Here is a 15,838-nt window from a genome sequence, read left to right as displayed (position 1 = left end):
GGAGGTCCGGTCAGTCGCGCGTGAAGGTGCCGAGACCCGTCTCGTCCAGGTACTCGACGCGGACGGTCTTGCCGTCCGGGGAGAACGTGACGCCGGTGAGGCCGACGGCGTTCTCCCCGCGCGTCGGGAAGCTGAACGTGTCGCCGGTGTAGTGCGTGAGCCGGTACGACTGGGGCTCCGGCCCCAGTCGCAGGACCAGACCGCCGTTCTCCTCGGCCACCGTCAGACGTCCGTAGTAGTCGCTGCTGTACGTGCCGGTGTAGGCGCTGTCGGCCTTCGCGGGCGTCGCGTCGGCCGGCGGCTTCGCGAAGTCCGTGTCCGAGCGGCCGGCCTCCGCCTCCTGCTCGTACAGCGCGTTGACGAGCGGCAGCCAGTCCCGGCTCGGCTTCCCTTCCTGCGCGGTGTCGAAGAAGTCGAGGGCGACGGCGTCGGCGACGCCGACCGGCGCGCCGTTGGTGAGGACGACGATGCCGAGCTGCTCGCCCGGCAGCATCGTGACGTTGGTGTGCGCGCCGAGCGCGAACGCGCCGGTGTGGGAGAGGCGGAGCCTGCCCTCGTCGTCGTACGACACGTTCCAGCCGAGGCCGTAGAAACCGGTCCTCGCGGCGGGTGCGTGCGCCGGGTTGGCGACGGACTCGGGGTGGTGGGTGAGGTCCAGGGCGTCCTCGGCGACGATCCGCTTCCCGTCGAGCGAGCCGTTGGCGAGCTGGAGCCGCAGCCAGATCGCCATGTCACGGGCCGAGGAGCTGACGCCGCCGGCGGGGGACTGGGCGTCCGGGTCCCGGACGAACTGCGCCTTCCAGGTCCCGTCGGCCTGCTTGACGTGGCCGTGGGCGCGGTCGGGGTTCGAGACGAAGTCCTGGAAGCTGGAGCTGGTGTCGTTCATTCCGGCGGGCTTGTAGAGGGTGTCCTCGGCGAGCTTCGCCCAGGTCACGCCCTTCTCCGCCGCGACGGCCTCGGCGGCCGCCGTCAGACCGAAGTTGGTGTACGCGTAACTGGCGCGGAACGGCGCGAGGGGCTCGTACCGCAGGTGGGACAGGATGTACTCCTGGTCGTATCCGAGGTCCTCGAGCAGGTCGCCCGCGTGGTCGGGGAGGCCGCTGCGGTGCGAGAACAGGTCGGCGACGGTCACGTGGTCGGTCACCCACGGGTCCTTCAGCCGGAACTCGGGGAGTTCGGGGTTGACCGGCTTCTGCCAGCCCTCCACGCCGACCGCTCCGGAGACGACGGTGGAGGCGATCGGCTTCGACACGGAGGCCAGCTGGAAGACGGTGTCGGCGTCGACCCTGCCCTCCTTGCCGACCTCGCGCACGCCGTACCCCTTGATGTGGACGACCTCGCCCTTGTGGACGACGGCGACGGAGACCCCGGGCACCCCGGTCTTCCTCATCAACTCCGCGACGCTCGGGTCGACCCGGGCGACGGCCCGGTCCACGTCCGCCCGGTCGAGCAGGGGCGGCGGCTGGGCCGGCGGAGGCTCGGGCGTGGGGGTGGGGGTCGGGGGCGGGGTCGGGGCGGTCCCGGCGAGGGAACCCATGCCGAGCACGGCCGCGACCCCCGCTGTGACCAGCCATCGGACGGTAACCACGCTTCCATTGAACGCCCGGAGGAAGCCGCTGTCGCGCCGGGCGGACCGGAGACCGGAACTCGCTGGTCCAGCGACGGAACCGGCCGGTAGAGTCCGCATCCGGCGGTGACCCGGCCCCACCCGGACCGCCCGGCTCCCCCACGAGTCCGCACCCCATCACCTGTCTCCCGCAGGTCCGGAAAGGGCCCTCTCTCTGTGATGACTCGTAACCGGTTGAGCGCCCTGGCCACGACGGCCGCGCTCGCCGCCTCCGGCGGTCTGCTGACCGCCACCCCGGCCGCCGCCGCCGTCTCCTGCGCGGCCCCCGTGTGGAAGGCGGAGTTCTTCGCCAACTCCACCTTCAGCGGCACCCCGAAACTGACGTCGTGCGACAGCGTCATCGCCGAGAACTACGGCTCCGGCGACCCGGCCGGCGGACGGCTGCCCAAGGACGACTTCTCCGTCCGCTGGTCCGTCACCAGGGACTTCGGCTCCGGCGGTCCCTTCACACTCGCCGCGGAGGCGCAGGACGGCATCCGCGTCCACGTCGACGGCGTGCGCAGGATCGACCTGTGGAAGGACGTCTCCACCACGCAGAAGAAGGCCGTCGCCGTGACGATCCCGGCGGGCCGGCACACCGTCAGCGTGTACTACGCGGCCTGGCGGGGCGCCGCGAACGTCAAGTTCGGCTACACGCCGAACACGTCGGCCGCCGTCGACAAGGTCCGCCCGCTCGCGCCGGCCGGCGCGTCCCTCGCGTACGACGGCGCGCTCAACAAGGTCACCGTGAAGTGGGCCGCCAACAAGGAGATGGACCACGCCGGGTACCGCCTCTACCGGCGGCTCCCCACCACCGCCTGGGCCAGGGTCAGCAGCGCCACCGCCCTGATCACCGGCACCTCGTACGTGAACTCCCCGCCGGCCACCGGCGAATCGTTCCTCTACGAGCTCCGCGCCGTGGACAAGGCCGGCAACGAGTCCTGGGGCGGCACCGACCTCACCGTCACCACGGTCGACCGCACGGCCCCGGCAGCGCCCACGTCCCTGACGGCGGTGGAGAACGACACCTCGGGCGCCGTCCTCACCTGGACCGCCCCCACCGCCAAGGACGTGGCCGCCTACCGGGTCTACGTCGGTGACGAGCTCGTCGCCACGGTCACCGGCACGAAGCACGTCCAGCCGTGGGTCGACCCCGGCACCACGTACCGGTACACGGTCAAGGCCGTGGACCGGGCCGGCAACGTGTCCGCCGCCGCCACGACCACCCTCACGACCCGGGGCGACCTCGTCGCCCCCGCGCCGGTCACCGGCCTCAGGGCGACCCCGCGCGAGGACGGCGTGCTCCTGGAGTGGACGCCCGGCCCCGAGGACGACATCAAGCTCTACAAGGTCTACAAGGCCGAGTGGTACGACGACGGCGAGGGCACCACGGGCTGGATCGCCCACTCCGTCACGGAGCTCACGGAGCACGCGACGTCGTTCCTCCACGGCAGCGCGGCCGACGGCGAGACCGTGCTCTACGGCGTCGTCGCCATCGACACCTGGAACAACGTCATCGAGGCGACGGACCCGCGCGTGAACTGGGTCGAGGTCACCGAACTCGGCACTCCCAGCGACGGCTGAGCACCCGGGCGGCGGCCTCCTCCGGGGTCGCCGCCACCGGTACGCCCTCCGGGACCGGGGGGCGCCGGACCACGACGACCGGGAGGCCCGCCTCGCGGGCCGCGGCCAGTTTCGGGGCGGTCGCCGCGCCGCCGCTGTCCTTCGTCACCAGGACGTCGATCCGGTGGCGGGCCAGGATCTCCCGCTCCCCGTCCAGGGTGAACGGCCCCCGGTCGAGGAGGATCTCCGTGCGGGCCGGCATCGGGGCCTCCGGGGCGTCCACCGAGCGGACCAGGAACCACTCCCGGCGGTCCGCGAAGGCCGCGAGGCCCATCCGGCCGGTCGTCAGGAAGACCCGTTCGCCGAGGCCGCCGAGGGCCCCGGCCGCCGCCTCCAGGGAGGCCACGGAGCGCCAGTCGTCGCCCTCCCCCGGGACCCAGCCGGGTCGGCGCAGCGCCAGCAGGGGAACATGGGCGGTGGCGGCCGCCCGGGCCGCGTTGAAGCTGATCCGCTCGGCGAAGGGATGCGTGGCGTCGATGACCGCGTCCACGGCGTGCCCGCCGATCCACTCCACGAGCCCGTCGACGCCGCCGAACCCGCCGATCCGCACCTCGCCCTCGGGCAGCCTCGGGCTCGCCACCCGCCCCGCGAGGGAACTGGTGACCCGGGCCTCGGCGTGCAGCAGTCCCGCCAGGGCGCGGGCCTCGGTGGTCCCCCCGAGAATGAGTATGTGCACAGGAGCCTCTTCGTGACTTCAGGCGGCGGGCGTGAGGCCCAACTCAAGCACACGGGTCTCCGCCCGGGGTGGACGACGGGTGCCTGCGCGACGGCGGCGACGACGGCCGCGTACACCGCGCTCCTGACCGGCGATTTCCCGGACCCGGTGACCGTCACACTGCCGAAGGGCCAGACGCCGTCCTTCGCGCTCACGGCGGAGTCCCTCGACGCCGGCGCCGGTACGGCCATGGCAGCCGTGACCAAGGACGCGGGGGACGACCCGGACGTCACGCACGGCGCCGTGATCCGCTCGACGGTACGGCTCCTGCCGGCCGGCGCGGGCGTCGTCTTCCGGGCCGGTGACGGCGTCGGCACGGTCACCCTGCCCGGCCTGCCCCTGGAGGTCGGCGAGCCGGCGATCAACCCGGTGCCCCGGCAGCTCATGCGGGAGCACGTGGCGCAGGTGGCGGCCCGGCACGGCGGGAGCGGTGACGTCGAGATCACCGTCTCCGTCGACGACGGCGCCGAGATCGCCCGCTCCACCTGGAACCCCCGGATCGGCATCCTGGGCGGCCTGTCGATCCTCGGTACGACGGGGATCGTGGTCCCGTACTCGTGCTCGGCGTGGATCGACTCGATCCGCCGGGGCGTGGACGTGGCCCGCGCGGGCGGTCTGACGCACGTGGCGGGCTGCACGGGCTCGACGTCGGAGCGGACCGTCGCGGCCCTCTACGACCTGCCGGAGATCGCGCTCCTCGACATGGGCGACTTCGCGGGCGCGGTCCTCAAGTACATCCGCCGCCATCCCGTCGGCCGCCTCACGATCTGCGGCGGCTTCGCGAAGCTCTCCAAGCTGGCCGCCGGCCATCTGGACCTCCACTCGGCCCGCTCCCAGGTCGACAAGGGCTTCCTGGCGGAGCTGGCCCGCGCGGGGGGCGCGTCGGAGTCCCTCGCGGCGGAGATCGCCGGGGCGAACACGGGCCTTGCGGCCCTCCGCCTCTGCGAGGCCGCGCACGTGCCGCTGGGCGACCTGGTGGCCGCCCGGGCCCGCGACGAGGCCCTGGAGGTGCTCAGGGGCGCCCCGGTGGCGGTGGACGTGATCTGCATCGACCGGGCGGGGACGGTGGTGGGCCGGTCGACGGCGAAGGGACCGGCCGGCTCCTAGCCGACGGCCTGCGGCGAGACAGGCCGGCCCTTGGCAGGCCTGTCTGCGCCGGGACAGGGCGGTTCCTGGCCGGCCGTCTGCGCCGGGACAGGGCGGTTCCTGGCCGGCCGTCTGCGCCGGGACAGGGCGGTTCCTGGCCGGCCGTCGCCCGGCCGGACGGAGCCGCGCGACAGCCGGCCCCCGGCGGTGGCGGGAACGGGCGGCCCACCGCCGGGCCCTGGCGGTGGCGGGAACGGGCGGCCCTTCGGCGGTCCTCGGCGGGGGCCGGGCCGGGCGGTCACCACGTGCGGCTCCTTCGCCGTCCGCGCTCGTCAGGCCGTGGGGTAGCCGATCTCCTGTGCGTCCTCGGCGAGGTCCGCGAGCGTCACCTCCGGGTTGAGGGCGGCGACGATCTCCGCCGTCAGCGGGCGCAGGGCGAGGACGTGCCGGACCGCGTCGAGGTCGACCGACCGCTCGTAGTAGTCCGACGCCCACTCCGCGTACGCCTCCGCCGAGCGGTCCGTCAGGTGGTGGAAGAGGCCGCCGGAGCCGTCCGGGTCCTCCTGGTCCTCCAGGTCGGTGAACTCGACCGGGCCCGTGTGCCAGGCCGTGTCGGCGGTCTCGCGCCACAGACACGCGGTGGTCACGTGGATCCCGTCCTCGTCCGTGAAGGCGGGCTCCGTCAGGTACTCCCGGAACGCCTCCGGGACCCCGTCGAGCACCCCGGGCCAGGTCTCCCCGTCGGCGACGGCCCCGTACGGGCTCATCGGCGACTCGTGGTCGAAGCCGCGCGCGAAGGCACCCGCCTCGGACAGGACGATCGTGTACTCGCCGCCCTGGCCGTCCTTCATCGACGCCAGCTGCTCGGTCTCCGACCAGTAGGCGTCGAAGGAGTAGTACCGGCTCTCCCACTCCGGGCTCAGCACGGCCTCCACCATCGCGAGCCCCCGGCTGTGGTCGCGCAGTTCCTCGATGCCCGGCAGCGCCCGGGCCACGTCGTAGACAGTCACGTCTCCATGAGACCGCATGCCTCTGACGGCCGACATGCGGCCCCCGGGTCACGAACCTAGGCTTACCAGCACATCACCCCCGTAGCGAGAGGGAGCCCCATGGCCAAGCGAGGCAACAAGAGGCGCGCCCGCAAGAAGAAGAACGCGAACCACGGCAAGCGTCCCAACGCCTGACCGCACGACGTCGGAGCCCTGACGTCCACGCGCGGGGCCCCGGGGATCGGACTCCCCGGGGCCCCGGCGCGTCCGTGCGCCGGCGACACCGACAGGCGTCGGCACGCCTCGGCAGACGGACAGGAAGACAGGCGGACAGGGAGACAGGCGGACAGGCAGGCGCGTCAGCAGGTGTGGCGGTCGCGTGCCGGGTCGTACAGGTGACTGTCGCGGAACTCCGATGCGGCCAGCGTGCGGCCGACCAGGATGACGGCCGTCTTCGTGATGCCGGCCTCCTTCAGCTGCGCCGCGATGTCCTCGAGCGTGCCCCGCAGCACGATCTCGTCGGGGCGGCTGGCCATCGCCACGACCGCCGCCGGGCAGTCCGTGCCGTAGTGGGGGACGAGTTCGGCGACGACCCGGTCCACGTACCGCGCTGCCAGGTGCAGGACGAGCAGCGCGCCGCTGCGGCCCAGGGTCGCCAGGTCCTCGCCCTCGGGCATGGGCGTGGCCTGCTGGGCGATGCGGGTGAGGATGACCGTCTGGCCGACCGTCGGGACCGTGAGCTCCCGCTTCAGCGCGGCAGCGGCGGCGGCGAAGGCCGGGACGCCGGGGACGACCTCGTACGGGATGCCGGCCGCGTCGAGGCGGCGCATCTGCTCGGCCATCGCGCTGAACACCGACGGGTCGCCCGAGTGCAGCCGGGCCACGTCCTGGCCGGCCTCGTGGGCGGCGGCGATCTCGGCGACGATCTGGTCCAGGTCCATCCGCGCCGTGTCGACGAGCCGCGCGTCCGGCGGGCACTCGGCGAGCAGCTCGGTCGGGACGAGGGAGCCCGCGTACAGGCACACCCCGCACGTCGCGAGCGTCCGCGCGCCGCGCACGGTGATCAGGTCGGCCGCGCCGGGACCCGCGCCGATGAAGTAGACGGTCATCGCTCTTCAGAACCTTTCGTTACGGACCACTGCGTGACCGGCATCGCCTGGCGCCAGCCGGTGAAGCCGCCCACGGGGACGGCGGCGGCCACGGCGAGCCGGACCAGTTCGCCGCCGTGGCGGCGGTAGCGGTCGGCGAGCAGCGCCTCGGACTCCAGCGTCACGGTGTTCGCGACGAGCCGGCCGCCTGCGGGCAGCGCGTCCCAGCAGGCGTCGAGGAGGCCGGGGGCGGTGAGGCCGCCGCCGATGAAGACGGCGTCGGGGGCCGGGAGACCGGCGAGACCGTCGGGGGCCGAGGCCGTCACCACCCGGAGGGCGGGCACGCCGAGGCGGTCGGCGTTCCGGGTGATCCGCGCCGCCCGTTCCTCCGACTTCTCGACCGCGACCGCCCGGCAGGAGCGGTGGGCCCGCATCCATTCGATGCCGATGGAGCCGGAGCCGCCGCCGATGTCCCAGAGGAGTTCGCCGGGCGCGGGTGCGAGGGCGGCGAGGGTGGCGGCGCGCACGTACCGCTTGGTGAGCTGGCCGTCGTGTTCGTACGCCTCGTCCGGCAGGCCCGGCACCGTGCCGAGCCGCAGCGCGTCCCGGTCCCGTTCGCAGTCGAGGGCGAGCACGTGGAGCGCGTCGGTCCGCTCGTACGGCCAGTCGGCGGCGGTCCCGTCGAGGACCCGCTCGCGGTCCCCGCCGAGCTGCTCCAGGACCCGGATCCGGGTGCCGCCCCAGCCGGTCTCCCGGAGCAGGGCCGCGACCCGCGCGGGAGTCCCGGGGCCCTCGCCGAGGACGAGGAGCCGGCGCCCGGGGTGGAGCGCGGCGGACAGCGCGGCGAGGGGCCGGGCGACGAGCGAGACGGTCTCGACGGCTTCCAGGGGCCAGCCGAGGCGGGCGGCGGCGTACGAGACGGAGGACGGGTGCGGGTGGATCCGGAGGCGGTCGGCGCCGACGGTCTCGGCGAGGGTGCGGCCGATGCCGTAGAAGGAGGGGTCGCCGCTGGCGAGGACGGCGATCGTCCGGCCCTGGTGGGCGGCGAGCAGTCCGGGGACGGCGGGGCGGAGCGGAGAGGGCCAGGTGACGCGCTCGCCGGGGCAGTCGCCGCCGGGGAGGAGGCCGAGCTGGCGGGGGGCGCCGATCAGGACCTCGGCGGTCCGCAGGACACGGCGGGAGTTCTCGGGGAGCCCGTCCCAGCCGTCCGCGCCGATTCCGACGACCGCTATCGCACCGTTCACCTGCGCGACTTTACGTGAGGGCCGCTTTCCGGCGGTACGTGGCGGGCCCCACTGGGGAACCCGCGCGCGGGCCTCTGGGCGGCTCCTACTTCTGGGCGTTCTGCCCGACGTAGAACAGGATCCAGACGAAGCCGGCGAACGCGTGCGTCGCGAAGACGTAGACGAAGACGCGGAGCATCACGCCGCGCTCTTTCCAGCGCTCCAGATCGGTCATGCGCCCCAGAGTACGGGCCGGAATAGACGGAGGGGTGGCACCGTTGAGCCTGATAGTTTAAGCTTCAACCACTAGCCGCCAGGCACCAGGAACGCGAGAGGTGAGCACGATGCAGTTCGGGATCTTCACCGTCGGCGACGTGACGACCGACCCCACCACTGGCCGCACCCCCACCGAGCACGAGCGGATCAAGAACACCGTCGCCATCGCGCTCAAGGCCGAGGAGGTCGGGCTGGACGTCTTCGCGACCGGTGAGCACCACAACCCGCCGTTCGTGCCCTCCTCCCCCACCACCCTCCTCGGGCACATAGCCGCCCGCACGGAGAACCTGATCCTCTCCACCTCGACCACGCTGATCACCACCAACGACCCGGTGAAGATCGCCGAGGACTACGCGACCCTCCAGCACCTCGCCGACGGCCGTGTGGACCTGATGATGGGCCGCGGCAACACCGGCCCCGTCTACCCGTGGTTCGGTCAGGACATCCGGCAGGGCATCCCGCTCGCCATCGAGCACTACGCGCTCCTCCACAAGCTGTGGAGGGAGGACGTGGTCGACTGGGAGGGCAAGTTCCGCAGCGCCCTCCAGGGCTTCACCTCCACCCCGCGCCCGCTCGACGACGTCCCGCCGTTCGTCTGGCACGGCTCCATCCGTTCCCCCGAGATCGCCGAGCAGGCGGCCTACTACGGCGACGGGTTCTTCGCGAACCACATCTTCTGGCCCAAGCAGCACACCGAGAAGATGGTCCGCCTCTACCGCCAGCGGTACGCCCACTACGGCCACGGCACGCCCGAGCAGGCGATCGTCGGCCTCGGCGGCCAGGTGTTCATGCGCAAGAACTCGCAGGACGCGGTACGGGAGTTCCGTCCGTACTTCGACAACGCGCCGGTCTACGGCCACGGCCCCTCCCTCGAGGAGTTCTCCCGGGAGACCCCGCTGACCGTCGGCTCCCCGCAGGAGGTCATCGAGCGCACCCTGTCCTTCCGCGACTACGTGGGCGACTACCAGCGCCAGCTGTTCCTCGTCGACCACGCGGGACTGCCGCTCAAGACCGTCCTGGAGCAGCTCGACATCCTCGGCGAGGAGGTCGTGCCGGTGCTCCGCAAGGAGTTCGCCAACCTGCGCCCGGCCGGCGTCCCGGACACGGCGCCGCTCCACCCGGCCGTCCTCAAGACCCGTACGCAGAAGGAGTCGTAAGCCATGCAGACCCTGAAGCTGGTCGCCGTCTCCGCCGGCCTCAGCTCTCCCTCCTCCACCCGGCTGCTCACCGACCGGCTCCTCCAGGCCGCGCGGTACCGGCTCACCGAGCAGGAGTACGCCGTCGACGTCCAGGTCGTCGAACTGCGCGACCTGGCCGTGGACATCGCGAACAACTTCGTGACCGGCTTCCCCTCCGGGCGGCTCCAGGACGCGATCGACGCGGTGACCGGCGCCGACGGGGTCATCGCGGTGACCCCGGTCTTCACCGCCTCGTACAGCGGTCTGTTCAAGTCGTTCTTCGACCTGATCGATCCGGCCGCGCTGACCGGCACCCCGGTCCTCATCGGGGCGACCGGCGGCACCGCCCGGCACTCGCTCGTCCTGGACCACGCCCTGCGGCCGCTCTTCGCCTATCTGCGGGCGCTCGTCGTACCGACCGCCGTCTACGCGGCGTCGGAGGACTGGGGCACCGGCGGCGGCGAGGCCTCCCCGACGGGATGGGGCGAGGGGCTGCCCACCCGGATCACCCGGGCCGGGAACGAGTTCGCGGACACGGTCGCGGCCCGGCCGTCCCGGCGGCTCGACGACGACGAGGTCGTCCCGTTCGAGAAGCAATTGGCCGATCTGCGACTGGATTGATCCTTTTGTTACGTTGTGGGGGAGGGTTCCCGACAACGAACGGAGGTCGGCGATGGCCGGCAGGATCGTGGTGGGCGTGGACGGCTCGGAACCGTCCCTGAAGGCGCTGCGGTGGGCGGCCGGGCAGGCCGCCCTCACCGGGGACTCCCTCCAGGCGGTCATCGGATGGGAGTACCCGGCGTCCTGGGCGGCGGCGCCCGGGGTGCCGCCGGACTTCAACCCCCAGATGCTCGCCGAGCAGTCCCTGGACGAGTCCCTGGCCGAGGCACTCGACCCGGCCGTCGCCGCCGGCGTGACCCGGACGGTCGTCAGCGGCAACCCGGCCCAGGCCCTGATCGACCAGGCCGAGGGCGCGTCCCTGCTGGTCGTCGGCGACCGCGGCCACAGCGGCTTCAAGGCGGCGGTCCTGGGCTCCGTCTCCACCAGGGTGACCCAGCACGCCCCGTGCCCGGTGGTGGTCGTACGGGGCGCGGGGGACTGACGGGGCGTCCTCAGGCGGGCACCACGTCCGCCACCACGCACGCCACGTTGTCCGGGCCGCCCAGGTCCCGCGCCAGCGCGACCAGGGCCTCCGCCGCCTCGTCCGGACCGACGCCCGCGGCGAGCGCGCGGCGGATGTCATCGGCCGCCGCGACCGCCGAAAGGCCGTCCGTGCACAGCAGATAGCGGTCGCCGGGCCGCGTCTCGTGGACTCCGAGCTCCGGCTCGGGCGGCACGTCCCCGCCGTCCAGGGCCTTCAGGAGCAGCGCCCGGTCGGGGCGGTCCGCCGCCTCGGCCGGGTCCAGTTCGCCCGCGTCGACGAGGGCCTGCACGACGGTGTGGTCACGGGTGAGGCGGACGAACGCGCCGTCCCGCAGCAGGTACGCCCGCGAGTCGCCCACGTGTGCGAGGGCCAGACGGCCGCCCGTCCACACGGCCGCGGTCAGGGTCGTGCCCGACCCGGCGAGTCCGGAGACCGCGCCGTCGGCCGTGCGCACCGCGTCCTCCAGGGTGTTGAGCACGTCCCCGGCGCGCGCCGAGCGGGCCGGCGGCGGTACGGCCTCCAGCGCTCCGACCGCGGCCAGCGCGGCCCGCTCGCCCTCGGGGCCGTACCCGTCGGCGACGGCCAGCAGGTGCGGGCCCGCGTGGGCCGCGTCCTGCTGGGCGGCGCGGACGAGGCCGCGGTCGAGCCGTACGGCGGTCCGCAGGACGAAGGCGGGTCGCCCGGGCACCCCGGTGGCCGCCCGGGCATCCGCCCCGGCGTACGCGGCGCCCACCCGCCCGGTCACCCGCCCGGTCACCCGATCGCGCACCCCGTCGGCCGTCTCGTCGGTCGTCTCACCGGTCGTCTGGTCGGTCGTCTCACCGGTCGTCTGGTCGGCCGTCTCGTCGGTCGTCTGGTCGGTCGTCTCACCGGTCGTCTGGTCGGTCGTCTCTTCGGTCATCTCGGCGGGTCCCTTCAGCCGGTCCACCAGGGAGGCCGCCAGATCCCGCCGCGCCGCGGTCTCCGACTCGACCCGCGCCCAGTAGCCGCGGATCGCGCGGGCCGCGCCCGACGCGTCCGACGCGTACAGCGCGCAGACCCGTCCCACCTCGGCGAGCGGCATGCCGATGCCGCGCAGCCAGGCGATCAGCCGGGCCCGTTCGAGCTGTTCCACGGCGTAGTAGCGGTAGCCGGTGAACGGGTCGACGCGGGCGGGCGGCAGCAGGCCGAGCTCGTCGTAGCGGCGCAGCGCCTTGGCGGAGAGCCGGGAGGCGCGGGCGAAGTCCCCGATGGTCAGCATCGGCCCGGACACGTTCGCGGGCCTGGGCTCTTCGTCGCGCACAGCTCGATTCTCCTCCCTGTACCGGGCCTTCCGCCCGGCACGCCCGATGCTGTGCCTTCCCCGCGGGGGAAGGTCAACCACCAGGCGGCGCACGCCGTGCGCCGGGTCGGCTCCCGTCGCATGATGCCTTCATGGACATCAAGCTGGAACTGATCGCCGTCCCCGTCACCGATGTCGACCGCGCCAAGGCCTTCTACGAGCAGGTCGGCTTCCACGCCGACCACGACGTGCCCGTCAACGACGACATCCGGTTCGTGCAGATGACCCCGCCGGGCTCGGCCTGCTCGATCGCCTTCGGCAAGGGCCTCACCGAGATGGCGCCGGGCTCCCTGGACAACATGCAGGTGGTCGTCGCCGACATCGAGGAGGCGCATCGCGAGCTCACCGCGCGCGGGATCACGGTCAGCGACATCGCCGACATGCCGTGGGGCTCGTTCGTCTTCTTCGCCGACCCGGACGGCAACCGCTGGGCGGTCCAGCAGACCGCCCCGCGCGGGTAGGAGCGGTCCGTCACTTGCGGTTGTAGAGCCGCATGGTGATCGCTCCGAAGACGAGCACGAGCACCGCCGACCACCCGAGCGACCAGGCGATGTCGGCGGCCGGCCAGTTGCCCGCCATCAGTTCGCGCACCGCCGTCGCCAGGTGGGTCACCGGGCTGTTGTTGACGAAGGCCTGGAGCCAGCCCGGCATCGTCTTCGGGTCGACGAAGACGTTCGACAGGAACGTCAGCGGGAAGATCACCATCATCGAGACGCCCATGACGGACTTCTCGCTGCGCAGCAGCAGTCCGAACATGGTCCAGATCCACGAGAACGCGAACGAGAAGACCACGAGCAGCGCGACCCCGAGCAGCACGCCCACGATCCCGCCGTCGGGCCGGTAGCCGATGAGCATGCCGACGGTCAGCATCACGGCCGAGGCGATCAGATAGCGGACGACGTCGCCGAGGAGATAGCCGACCATCGGCGCCGGCCGCCAGATCGGCAGGGTGCGGAAGCGGTCGAAGACGCCCTTCTCGATGTCGGTGTTGACCGAGACCCCCGTGTACATCGTGATCATCACGACGCTCATCACGAGGATGCCGGGCAGCAGGAACTGGATGTACGACGAGACGGAGCCGGCCAGCGCACCTCCGAAGAGGTACGTGTACATCAGCACCATCATGATCGGGAACGCCGTCACGTCGAACAGCTGCTCCGGCACGTGCTTGATCTTCAGCATGGCCCGCCAGCCGAAGGTCATCGAGGCGGAGAGCGCGCTGGGGCGCGGCGGGCGGGCGTGGCCCACGAGCAGCGCCGCGAGTTCGTCGGCCTTCGGGGCGACGAAGTCGAGCGTGTCGGTCGTCGGGGTGTCCTTGCCGGTGGTGACGGTCATGCCGCCGTTCCTTTCCTGTCCGTCAGTGCCAGGAAGACCTCGTCGAGGCTGGGCTGGCCCAGCGCGAAGTTGTCGACGGTGATCCCGGCCCGCGCCAGCTCGGCCAGGGCCCGCGCGGCCTGCTCGGCGGCGCCGAGGTCCGTCCCGTGGCCGTTGACGGTGGCGGTGAGCGCGACCGGGTCGGCGTCCAGCTGGACGGTGGCGTTCAGGGCGTCCACGAGCACCTGCCGGGCCTCGGGCCGCTGCTCGGGGTCCCGGAGGCGTACGTGCACGGAGCCGGAGCCGACGGAGGCCTTCAGCTCGCCCTTCGTCCCTTCGGCGATCACCCTGCCGTGGTCGATGACGGCGATCCGGGAGGCCAGCTGGTCGGCCTCGTCCAGGTACTGGGTGGTCAGCAGGACGGTGGTGCCCTGGGCGACCACCGCGCGGACGATGTCCCAGACCTGGTTGCGGCTGCGCGGGTCGAGGCCGGTGGTCGGCTCGTCGAGGAACAGCAGGTCGGGGGTGTTGAGGATGGACGCGGCGATGTCGATGCGGCGCCGCATGCCGCCCGAGTAGTTCTTGACCTGCTTGTCGGCGGCCTCCGCGAGCCCGAACGCGGCGAGCAGCTGCGCGGAGCGCTCGCGGGCGGCGGGGCGGGTGTGGCCGAGCAGCCGGCCGAGCAGGACGAGGTTCTCGGTACCGGTCAGGTCCTCGTCGACGGAGGCGTACTGCCCGGTGAGGCTCACCCGGCCCCGCACGGTGTCGGCGTCCTTGACGACGTCCTTGCCGAAGACGCGGGCCCGGCCGGCGTCGGGGCGGAGCAGGGTGGCGAGCATCTTGACGGCGGTGGTCTTGCCGGCGCCGTTCGGCCCGAGGACCCCGTACACGGTCCCGGTGGGCACGCGGAGGTCGATGCCGTCGACGGCACGGTTGCTGCCGAAGACCTTGACCAGGCCCTCGGTCTCGATGGCGAGGTCGGTCATACCGTGGATCCTCCGGGGGAAGAGGGCGCGGAGCAGACGCGCGCGAAAGAGAGCGCTCCTCCCAGTCTCCGTCGACCGCCGCCTGATCGCCAGAGCGGCGGAGGCGGCTCTTCCGCGTGGCGGTGGCTCTTCCGCGTGGCGGCGTCCTCCGGGAGGAGCGCGCCTCCCCCGCCCGGCGGAGGCGGAACGGCCTCCGGGGCGACGGCCGGGGGCGGGGTCCGGCGGGACGCTGGTCCCATGATGAGAATCAAGGCCCTTCCCGACGTGCCCCGTTGGGCCGCCCTCGCCGCCCACGCCGTTCCGCTCGTCGTCCTCCCGTCAGGGCTGTGGCGGCTCGCGCTCGTCGCCGGGCTGCCGGTCATGGAGGACGCCGGGTGGAACGCCATGGGTGTGGGGGAGTCCCTGTACGTCGTCTCCCTCAGCCTCGTGTCCGAACTGCTCGCCTTCCTCACCCTGGGGCTCGTCCGTCCCTGGGGCGAGGTCTTCCCGCGCTGGATGCCGTTCCTCGGCGGGCGCCGGGTGAACCCGGCCGCCGCGACCGGCGCGGCCCTGGCCGGGGTGGCCGGGCTGTGCGCGATCGTCGCCTGGGGCGTGTACGCCGCGTACGCGGACCTGGGTCCCGGTACCCCCTCCACACCGGCGCAGGACGCCCTGCTGGTCGTCTGCTACGCGCCGCTCCTGGCCTGGCCGGTGCTGCTCGCGGCCGTGGCGGTCGCCTACCACCGGCGCCGCCGCGACGGCCGGCGCCGCGACGGCGGGAGGGGTCCTGCCGGGGGTGGGGCCCCTCAGTACGGCGCGGGCCGTCCTTCGGCGTCCTCGTGGGTGTAGAAGAGGTAGTAGGCGGCGGCGCCGTTGAGCGCGCCGAAGGCCAGTCCGAGTCCGCTCGACGACAGGACGCTGGCGCCCGAGAGGCTGTAGAGGAAGCCGACCGCGATGCCGGTCAGGGACGCCCAGGCGGCGGCCCGTGCCTCGCGGGGCAGGGCGCGGCCGTAGCGCCGGAGGACGTAGATCCCGGCGGCGAGGACCACGGCCGAGATGATGCCGAGCCACAGCTGCCCCAGGGTGGTGGGGCCGCCCTGGCGGGCCACGGTCGCCGCGTAGAGGCCGTACAGGACACCGATGACGATCGGGGTGGCCAGGCCGTGCGTGCTGAACGGCTTCCGGACGGGTATCGCTGCGTGTGCGGCCATGGCAGGAGCTCCTTCGTCTCTCGCCCCCCTGCTGCTTCCCGCACCCTCAAGGGCACACCCGCGCCCGGCACCCCGCAAGTGGATCAGGCGGAGGCCGGG

The 15,838-nt window shown here is 73.1% G+C and carries 18 protein-coding genes and 2 pseudogenes; 8 read left to right on the top strand and 12 right to left on the bottom strand.

Features of this window, described 5'->3' with window-relative positions:
- Positions 1–10 precede the first annotated feature (10 nt).
- A complete protein-coding gene (locus ACFQ79_RS17460; protein WP_383584255.1) occupies positions 11–1,537 on the bottom strand; it encodes a serine hydrolase in 1,527 nt (508 codons plus the stop codon).
- A gap of 249 nt (positions 1,538–1,786) precedes the next feature.
- Here ACFQ79_RS17460 and ACFQ79_RS17455 point away from each other — a divergent pair, with 249 nt between their 5' ends.
- The gene (locus tag ACFQ79_RS17455; protein ID WP_383584251.1) at positions 1,787–3,190 is read left to right on the top strand and encodes a fibronectin type III domain-containing protein; all 1,404 of its coding nucleotides are present in this window, start codon (positions 1,787–1,789) and stop codon (positions 3,188–3,190) included.
- On the opposite strand, the gene ACFQ79_RS17450 is transcribed toward ACFQ79_RS17455, so the two are convergent.
- Positions 3,159–3,905, bottom strand: coding sequence for a cobalt-precorrin-6A reductase (locus tag ACFQ79_RS17450; protein WP_383584165.1), 747 nt, complete (start codon positions 3,903–3,905; stop codon positions 3,159–3,161). The genes ACFQ79_RS17455 and ACFQ79_RS17450 overlap by 32 nt on opposite strands.
- A gap of 12 nt (positions 3,906–3,917) precedes the next feature.
- On the opposite strand from ACFQ79_RS17450, the gene ACFQ79_RS17445 reads away from it, so the two are divergent.
- The gene (locus ACFQ79_RS17445) at positions 3,918–5,051 is read left to right on the top strand and encodes a cobalt-precorrin-5B (C(1))-methyltransferase (RefSeq protein ID WP_383584163.1); all 1,134 of its coding nucleotides are present in this window, start codon (positions 3,918–3,920) and stop codon (positions 5,049–5,051) included.
- Positions 5,052–5,362: 311 nt separating this feature from the next.
- Here the strand turns inward: ACFQ79_RS17445 and ACFQ79_RS17440 are convergent, their stop codons facing one another.
- A complete protein-coding gene (locus ACFQ79_RS17440) occupies positions 5,363–6,076 on the bottom strand; it encodes a hypothetical protein (RefSeq protein ID WP_383584160.1) in 714 nt (237 codons plus the stop codon).
- 63 nt (positions 6,077–6,139) lie between these two features.
- Here ACFQ79_RS17440 and ACFQ79_RS17435 point away from each other — a divergent pair, with 63 nt between their 5' ends.
- Positions 6,140–6,214 (top strand): 50S ribosomal protein bL37, encoded by a 75-nt coding sequence (locus tag ACFQ79_RS17435; protein WP_015034725.1) that lies wholly within the window; start codon positions 6,140–6,142, stop codon positions 6,212–6,214.
- Between the two features lie 164 nt (positions 6,215–6,378).
- On the opposite strand, the gene cobM is transcribed toward ACFQ79_RS17435, so the two are convergent.
- From cobM to ACFQ79_RS17420, 3 genes are all read right to left on the bottom strand, one after another.
- Positions 6,379–7,128, bottom strand: coding sequence for a precorrin-4 C(11)-methyltransferase (gene cobM / locus ACFQ79_RS17430; protein WP_383584157.1), 750 nt, complete (start codon positions 7,126–7,128; stop codon positions 6,379–6,381).
- Positions 7,125–8,351: a precorrin-6y C5,15-methyltransferase (decarboxylating) subunit CbiE gene (gene cbiE / locus ACFQ79_RS17425; protein WP_383584155.1), complete on the bottom strand. Its 1,227-nt coding sequence runs from the start codon at positions 8,349–8,351 to the stop codon at positions 7,125–7,127. Before cbiE ends, cobM begins: the two co-directional genes overlap by 4 nt.
- Positions 8,352–8,436: 85 nt before the next feature.
- A complete protein-coding gene (locus ACFQ79_RS17420) occupies positions 8,437–8,565 on the bottom strand; it encodes a DUF6126 family protein (RefSeq protein WP_229312591.1) in 129 nt (42 codons plus the stop codon).
- 109 nt (positions 8,566–8,674) lie between these two features.
- Here ACFQ79_RS17420 and ACFQ79_RS17415 point away from each other — a divergent pair, with 109 nt between their 5' ends.
- The 3 genes from ACFQ79_RS17415 to ACFQ79_RS17405 are packed head-to-tail and all read left to right on the top strand — an operon-like array spanning position 8,675 to position 10,886.
- Positions 8,675–9,763 carry an LLM class flavin-dependent oxidoreductase gene (locus ACFQ79_RS17415; RefSeq protein ID WP_383584249.1) on the top strand — a complete coding sequence of 363 codons (1,089 nt, stop codon included), beginning with the start codon at positions 8,675–8,677 and terminating at the stop codon, positions 9,761–9,763.
- A 3-nt stretch (positions 9,764–9,766) separates the two neighbouring features.
- Positions 9,767–10,405, top strand: a complete 639-nt coding sequence (locus tag ACFQ79_RS17410; RefSeq protein WP_383584152.1) for an FMN reductase — start codon at positions 9,767–9,769, stop codon at positions 10,403–10,405.
- A 52-nt stretch (positions 10,406–10,457) separates the two neighbouring features.
- Positions 10,458–10,886, top strand: a complete 429-nt coding sequence (locus tag ACFQ79_RS17405) for a universal stress protein (RefSeq protein WP_383584150.1) — start codon at positions 10,458–10,460, stop codon at positions 10,884–10,886.
- A 10-nt stretch (positions 10,887–10,896) separates the two neighbouring features.
- Here the strand turns inward: ACFQ79_RS17405 and ACFQ79_RS17400 are convergent.
- From ACFQ79_RS17400 to ACFQ79_RS17390, 3 genes and pseudogenes are all read right to left on the bottom strand, one after another.
- A pseudogene (locus tag ACFQ79_RS17400) lies at positions 10,897–11,535 on the bottom strand (PP2C family protein-serine/threonine phosphatase); the annotation flags it as partial.
- Positions 11,536–11,681: 146 nt separating this feature from the next.
- A complete protein-coding gene (locus tag ACFQ79_RS17395; protein WP_383584247.1) occupies positions 11,682–11,750 on the bottom strand; it encodes a hypothetical protein in 69 nt (22 codons plus the stop codon).
- A 223-nt stretch (positions 11,751–11,973) separates the two neighbouring features.
- Positions 11,974–12,168, bottom strand: a pseudogene (locus ACFQ79_RS17390) (MerR family transcriptional regulator); the annotation flags it as partial.
- 173 nt (positions 12,169–12,341) lie between these two features.
- Here ACFQ79_RS17390 and ACFQ79_RS17385 point away from each other — a divergent pair.
- The gene (locus ACFQ79_RS17385) at positions 12,342–12,710 is read left to right on the top strand and encodes a VOC family protein (protein ID WP_383584147.1); all 369 of its coding nucleotides are present in this window, start codon (positions 12,342–12,344) and stop codon (positions 12,708–12,710) included.
- A gap of 10 nt (positions 12,711–12,720) precedes the next feature.
- On the opposite strand, the gene ACFQ79_RS17380 is transcribed toward ACFQ79_RS17385, so the two are convergent.
- Together ACFQ79_RS17380 and ACFQ79_RS17375 are read right to left on the bottom strand one after the other, a co-directional pair.
- On the bottom strand, positions 12,721–13,584 hold the full coding sequence (locus ACFQ79_RS17380) for an ABC transporter permease (RefSeq protein WP_383584144.1): 864 nt from the start codon (positions 13,582–13,584) through the stop codon (positions 12,721–12,723).
- Entirely contained in the window at positions 13,581–14,549 is a 969-nt protein-coding gene (locus ACFQ79_RS17375) for an ATP-binding cassette domain-containing protein (protein ID WP_383584141.1), read from the bottom strand. The genes ACFQ79_RS17380 and ACFQ79_RS17375 overlap by 4 nt, the downstream gene beginning before the upstream one ends.
- A 237-nt stretch (positions 14,550–14,786) precedes the next feature.
- Here ACFQ79_RS17375 and ACFQ79_RS17370 point away from each other — a divergent pair, with 237 nt between their 5' ends.
- Positions 14,787–15,377 (top strand): hypothetical protein, encoded by a 591-nt coding sequence (locus ACFQ79_RS17370; protein WP_383584139.1) that lies wholly within the window; start codon positions 14,787–14,789, stop codon positions 15,375–15,377.
- Here ACFQ79_RS17370 and ACFQ79_RS17365 read toward each other — a convergent pair.
- Positions 15,335–15,739, bottom strand: a complete 405-nt coding sequence (locus tag ACFQ79_RS17365; protein ID WP_383584136.1) for a hypothetical protein — start codon at positions 15,737–15,739, stop codon at positions 15,335–15,337. The two genes, ACFQ79_RS17370 and ACFQ79_RS17365, sit on opposite strands and share 43 nt — an antisense overlap.
- Between the last annotated feature and the right edge of the window lie 99 nt (positions 15,740–15,838).

This window comes from Streptomyces sp. NPDC056480, from assembly GCF_042795405.1.
Lineage (GTDB): Bacteria > Actinomycetota > Actinomycetes > Streptomycetales > Streptomycetaceae > Streptomyces.
The sequence above is the reverse complement of the archived record's forward strand: the minus strand, read 5'-3'. Positions and strand labels throughout refer to the sequence as shown.

Excerpts from the sequence above, each read along its gene's own strand:
- ACFQ79_RS17455 (WP_383584251.1), top strand. The coding sequence starts at position 1,787 with ATGACTCGTAACCGGTTGAGCGCCCTGGCCACGACGGCCGCGCTCGCC.
- ACFQ79_RS17380 (WP_383584144.1), bottom strand. The coding sequence starts at position 13,584 with ATGACCGTCACCACCGGCAAGGACACCCCGACGACCGACACGCTCGAC.
- ACFQ79_RS17410 (WP_383584152.1), top strand. The coding sequence starts at position 9,767 with ATGCAGACCCTGAAGCTGGTCGCCGTCTCCGCCGGCCTCAGCTCTCCC.
- ACFQ79_RS17370 (WP_383584139.1), top strand. The coding sequence starts at position 14,787 with ATGATGAGAATCAAGGCCCTTCCCGACGTGCCCCGTTGGGCCGCCCTC.
- ACFQ79_RS17385 (WP_383584147.1), top strand. The coding sequence starts at position 12,342 with ATGGACATCAAGCTGGAACTGATCGCCGTCCCCGTCACCGATGTCGAC.
- cobM (WP_383584157.1), bottom strand. The coding sequence starts at position 7,128 with ATGACCGTCTACTTCATCGGCGCGGGTCCCGGCGCGGCCGACCTGATC.
- ACFQ79_RS17460 (WP_383584255.1), bottom strand. The coding sequence starts at position 1,537 with ATGGGTTCCCTCGCCGGGACCGCCCCGACCCCGCCCCCGACCCCCACC.
- ACFQ79_RS17405 (WP_383584150.1), top strand. The coding sequence starts at position 10,458 with ATGGCCGGCAGGATCGTGGTGGGCGTGGACGGCTCGGAACCGTCCCTG.
- ACFQ79_RS17420 (WP_229312591.1), bottom strand. The coding sequence starts at position 8,565 with ATGACCGATCTGGAGCGCTGGAAAGAGCGCGGCGTGATGCTCCGCGTC.
- ACFQ79_RS17365 (WP_383584136.1), bottom strand. The coding sequence starts at position 15,739 with ATGGCCGCACACGCAGCGATACCCGTCCGGAAGCCGTTCAGCACGCAC.
- ACFQ79_RS17440 (WP_383584160.1), bottom strand. The coding sequence starts at position 6,076 with ATGTCGGCCGTCAGAGGCATGCGGTCTCATGGAGACGTGACTGTCTAC.
- ACFQ79_RS17375 (WP_383584141.1), bottom strand. The coding sequence starts at position 14,549 with ATGACCGACCTCGCCATCGAGACCGAGGGCCTGGTCAAGGTCTTCGGC.
- ACFQ79_RS17415 (WP_383584249.1), top strand. The coding sequence starts at position 8,675 with ATGCAGTTCGGGATCTTCACCGTCGGCGACGTGACGACCGACCCCACC.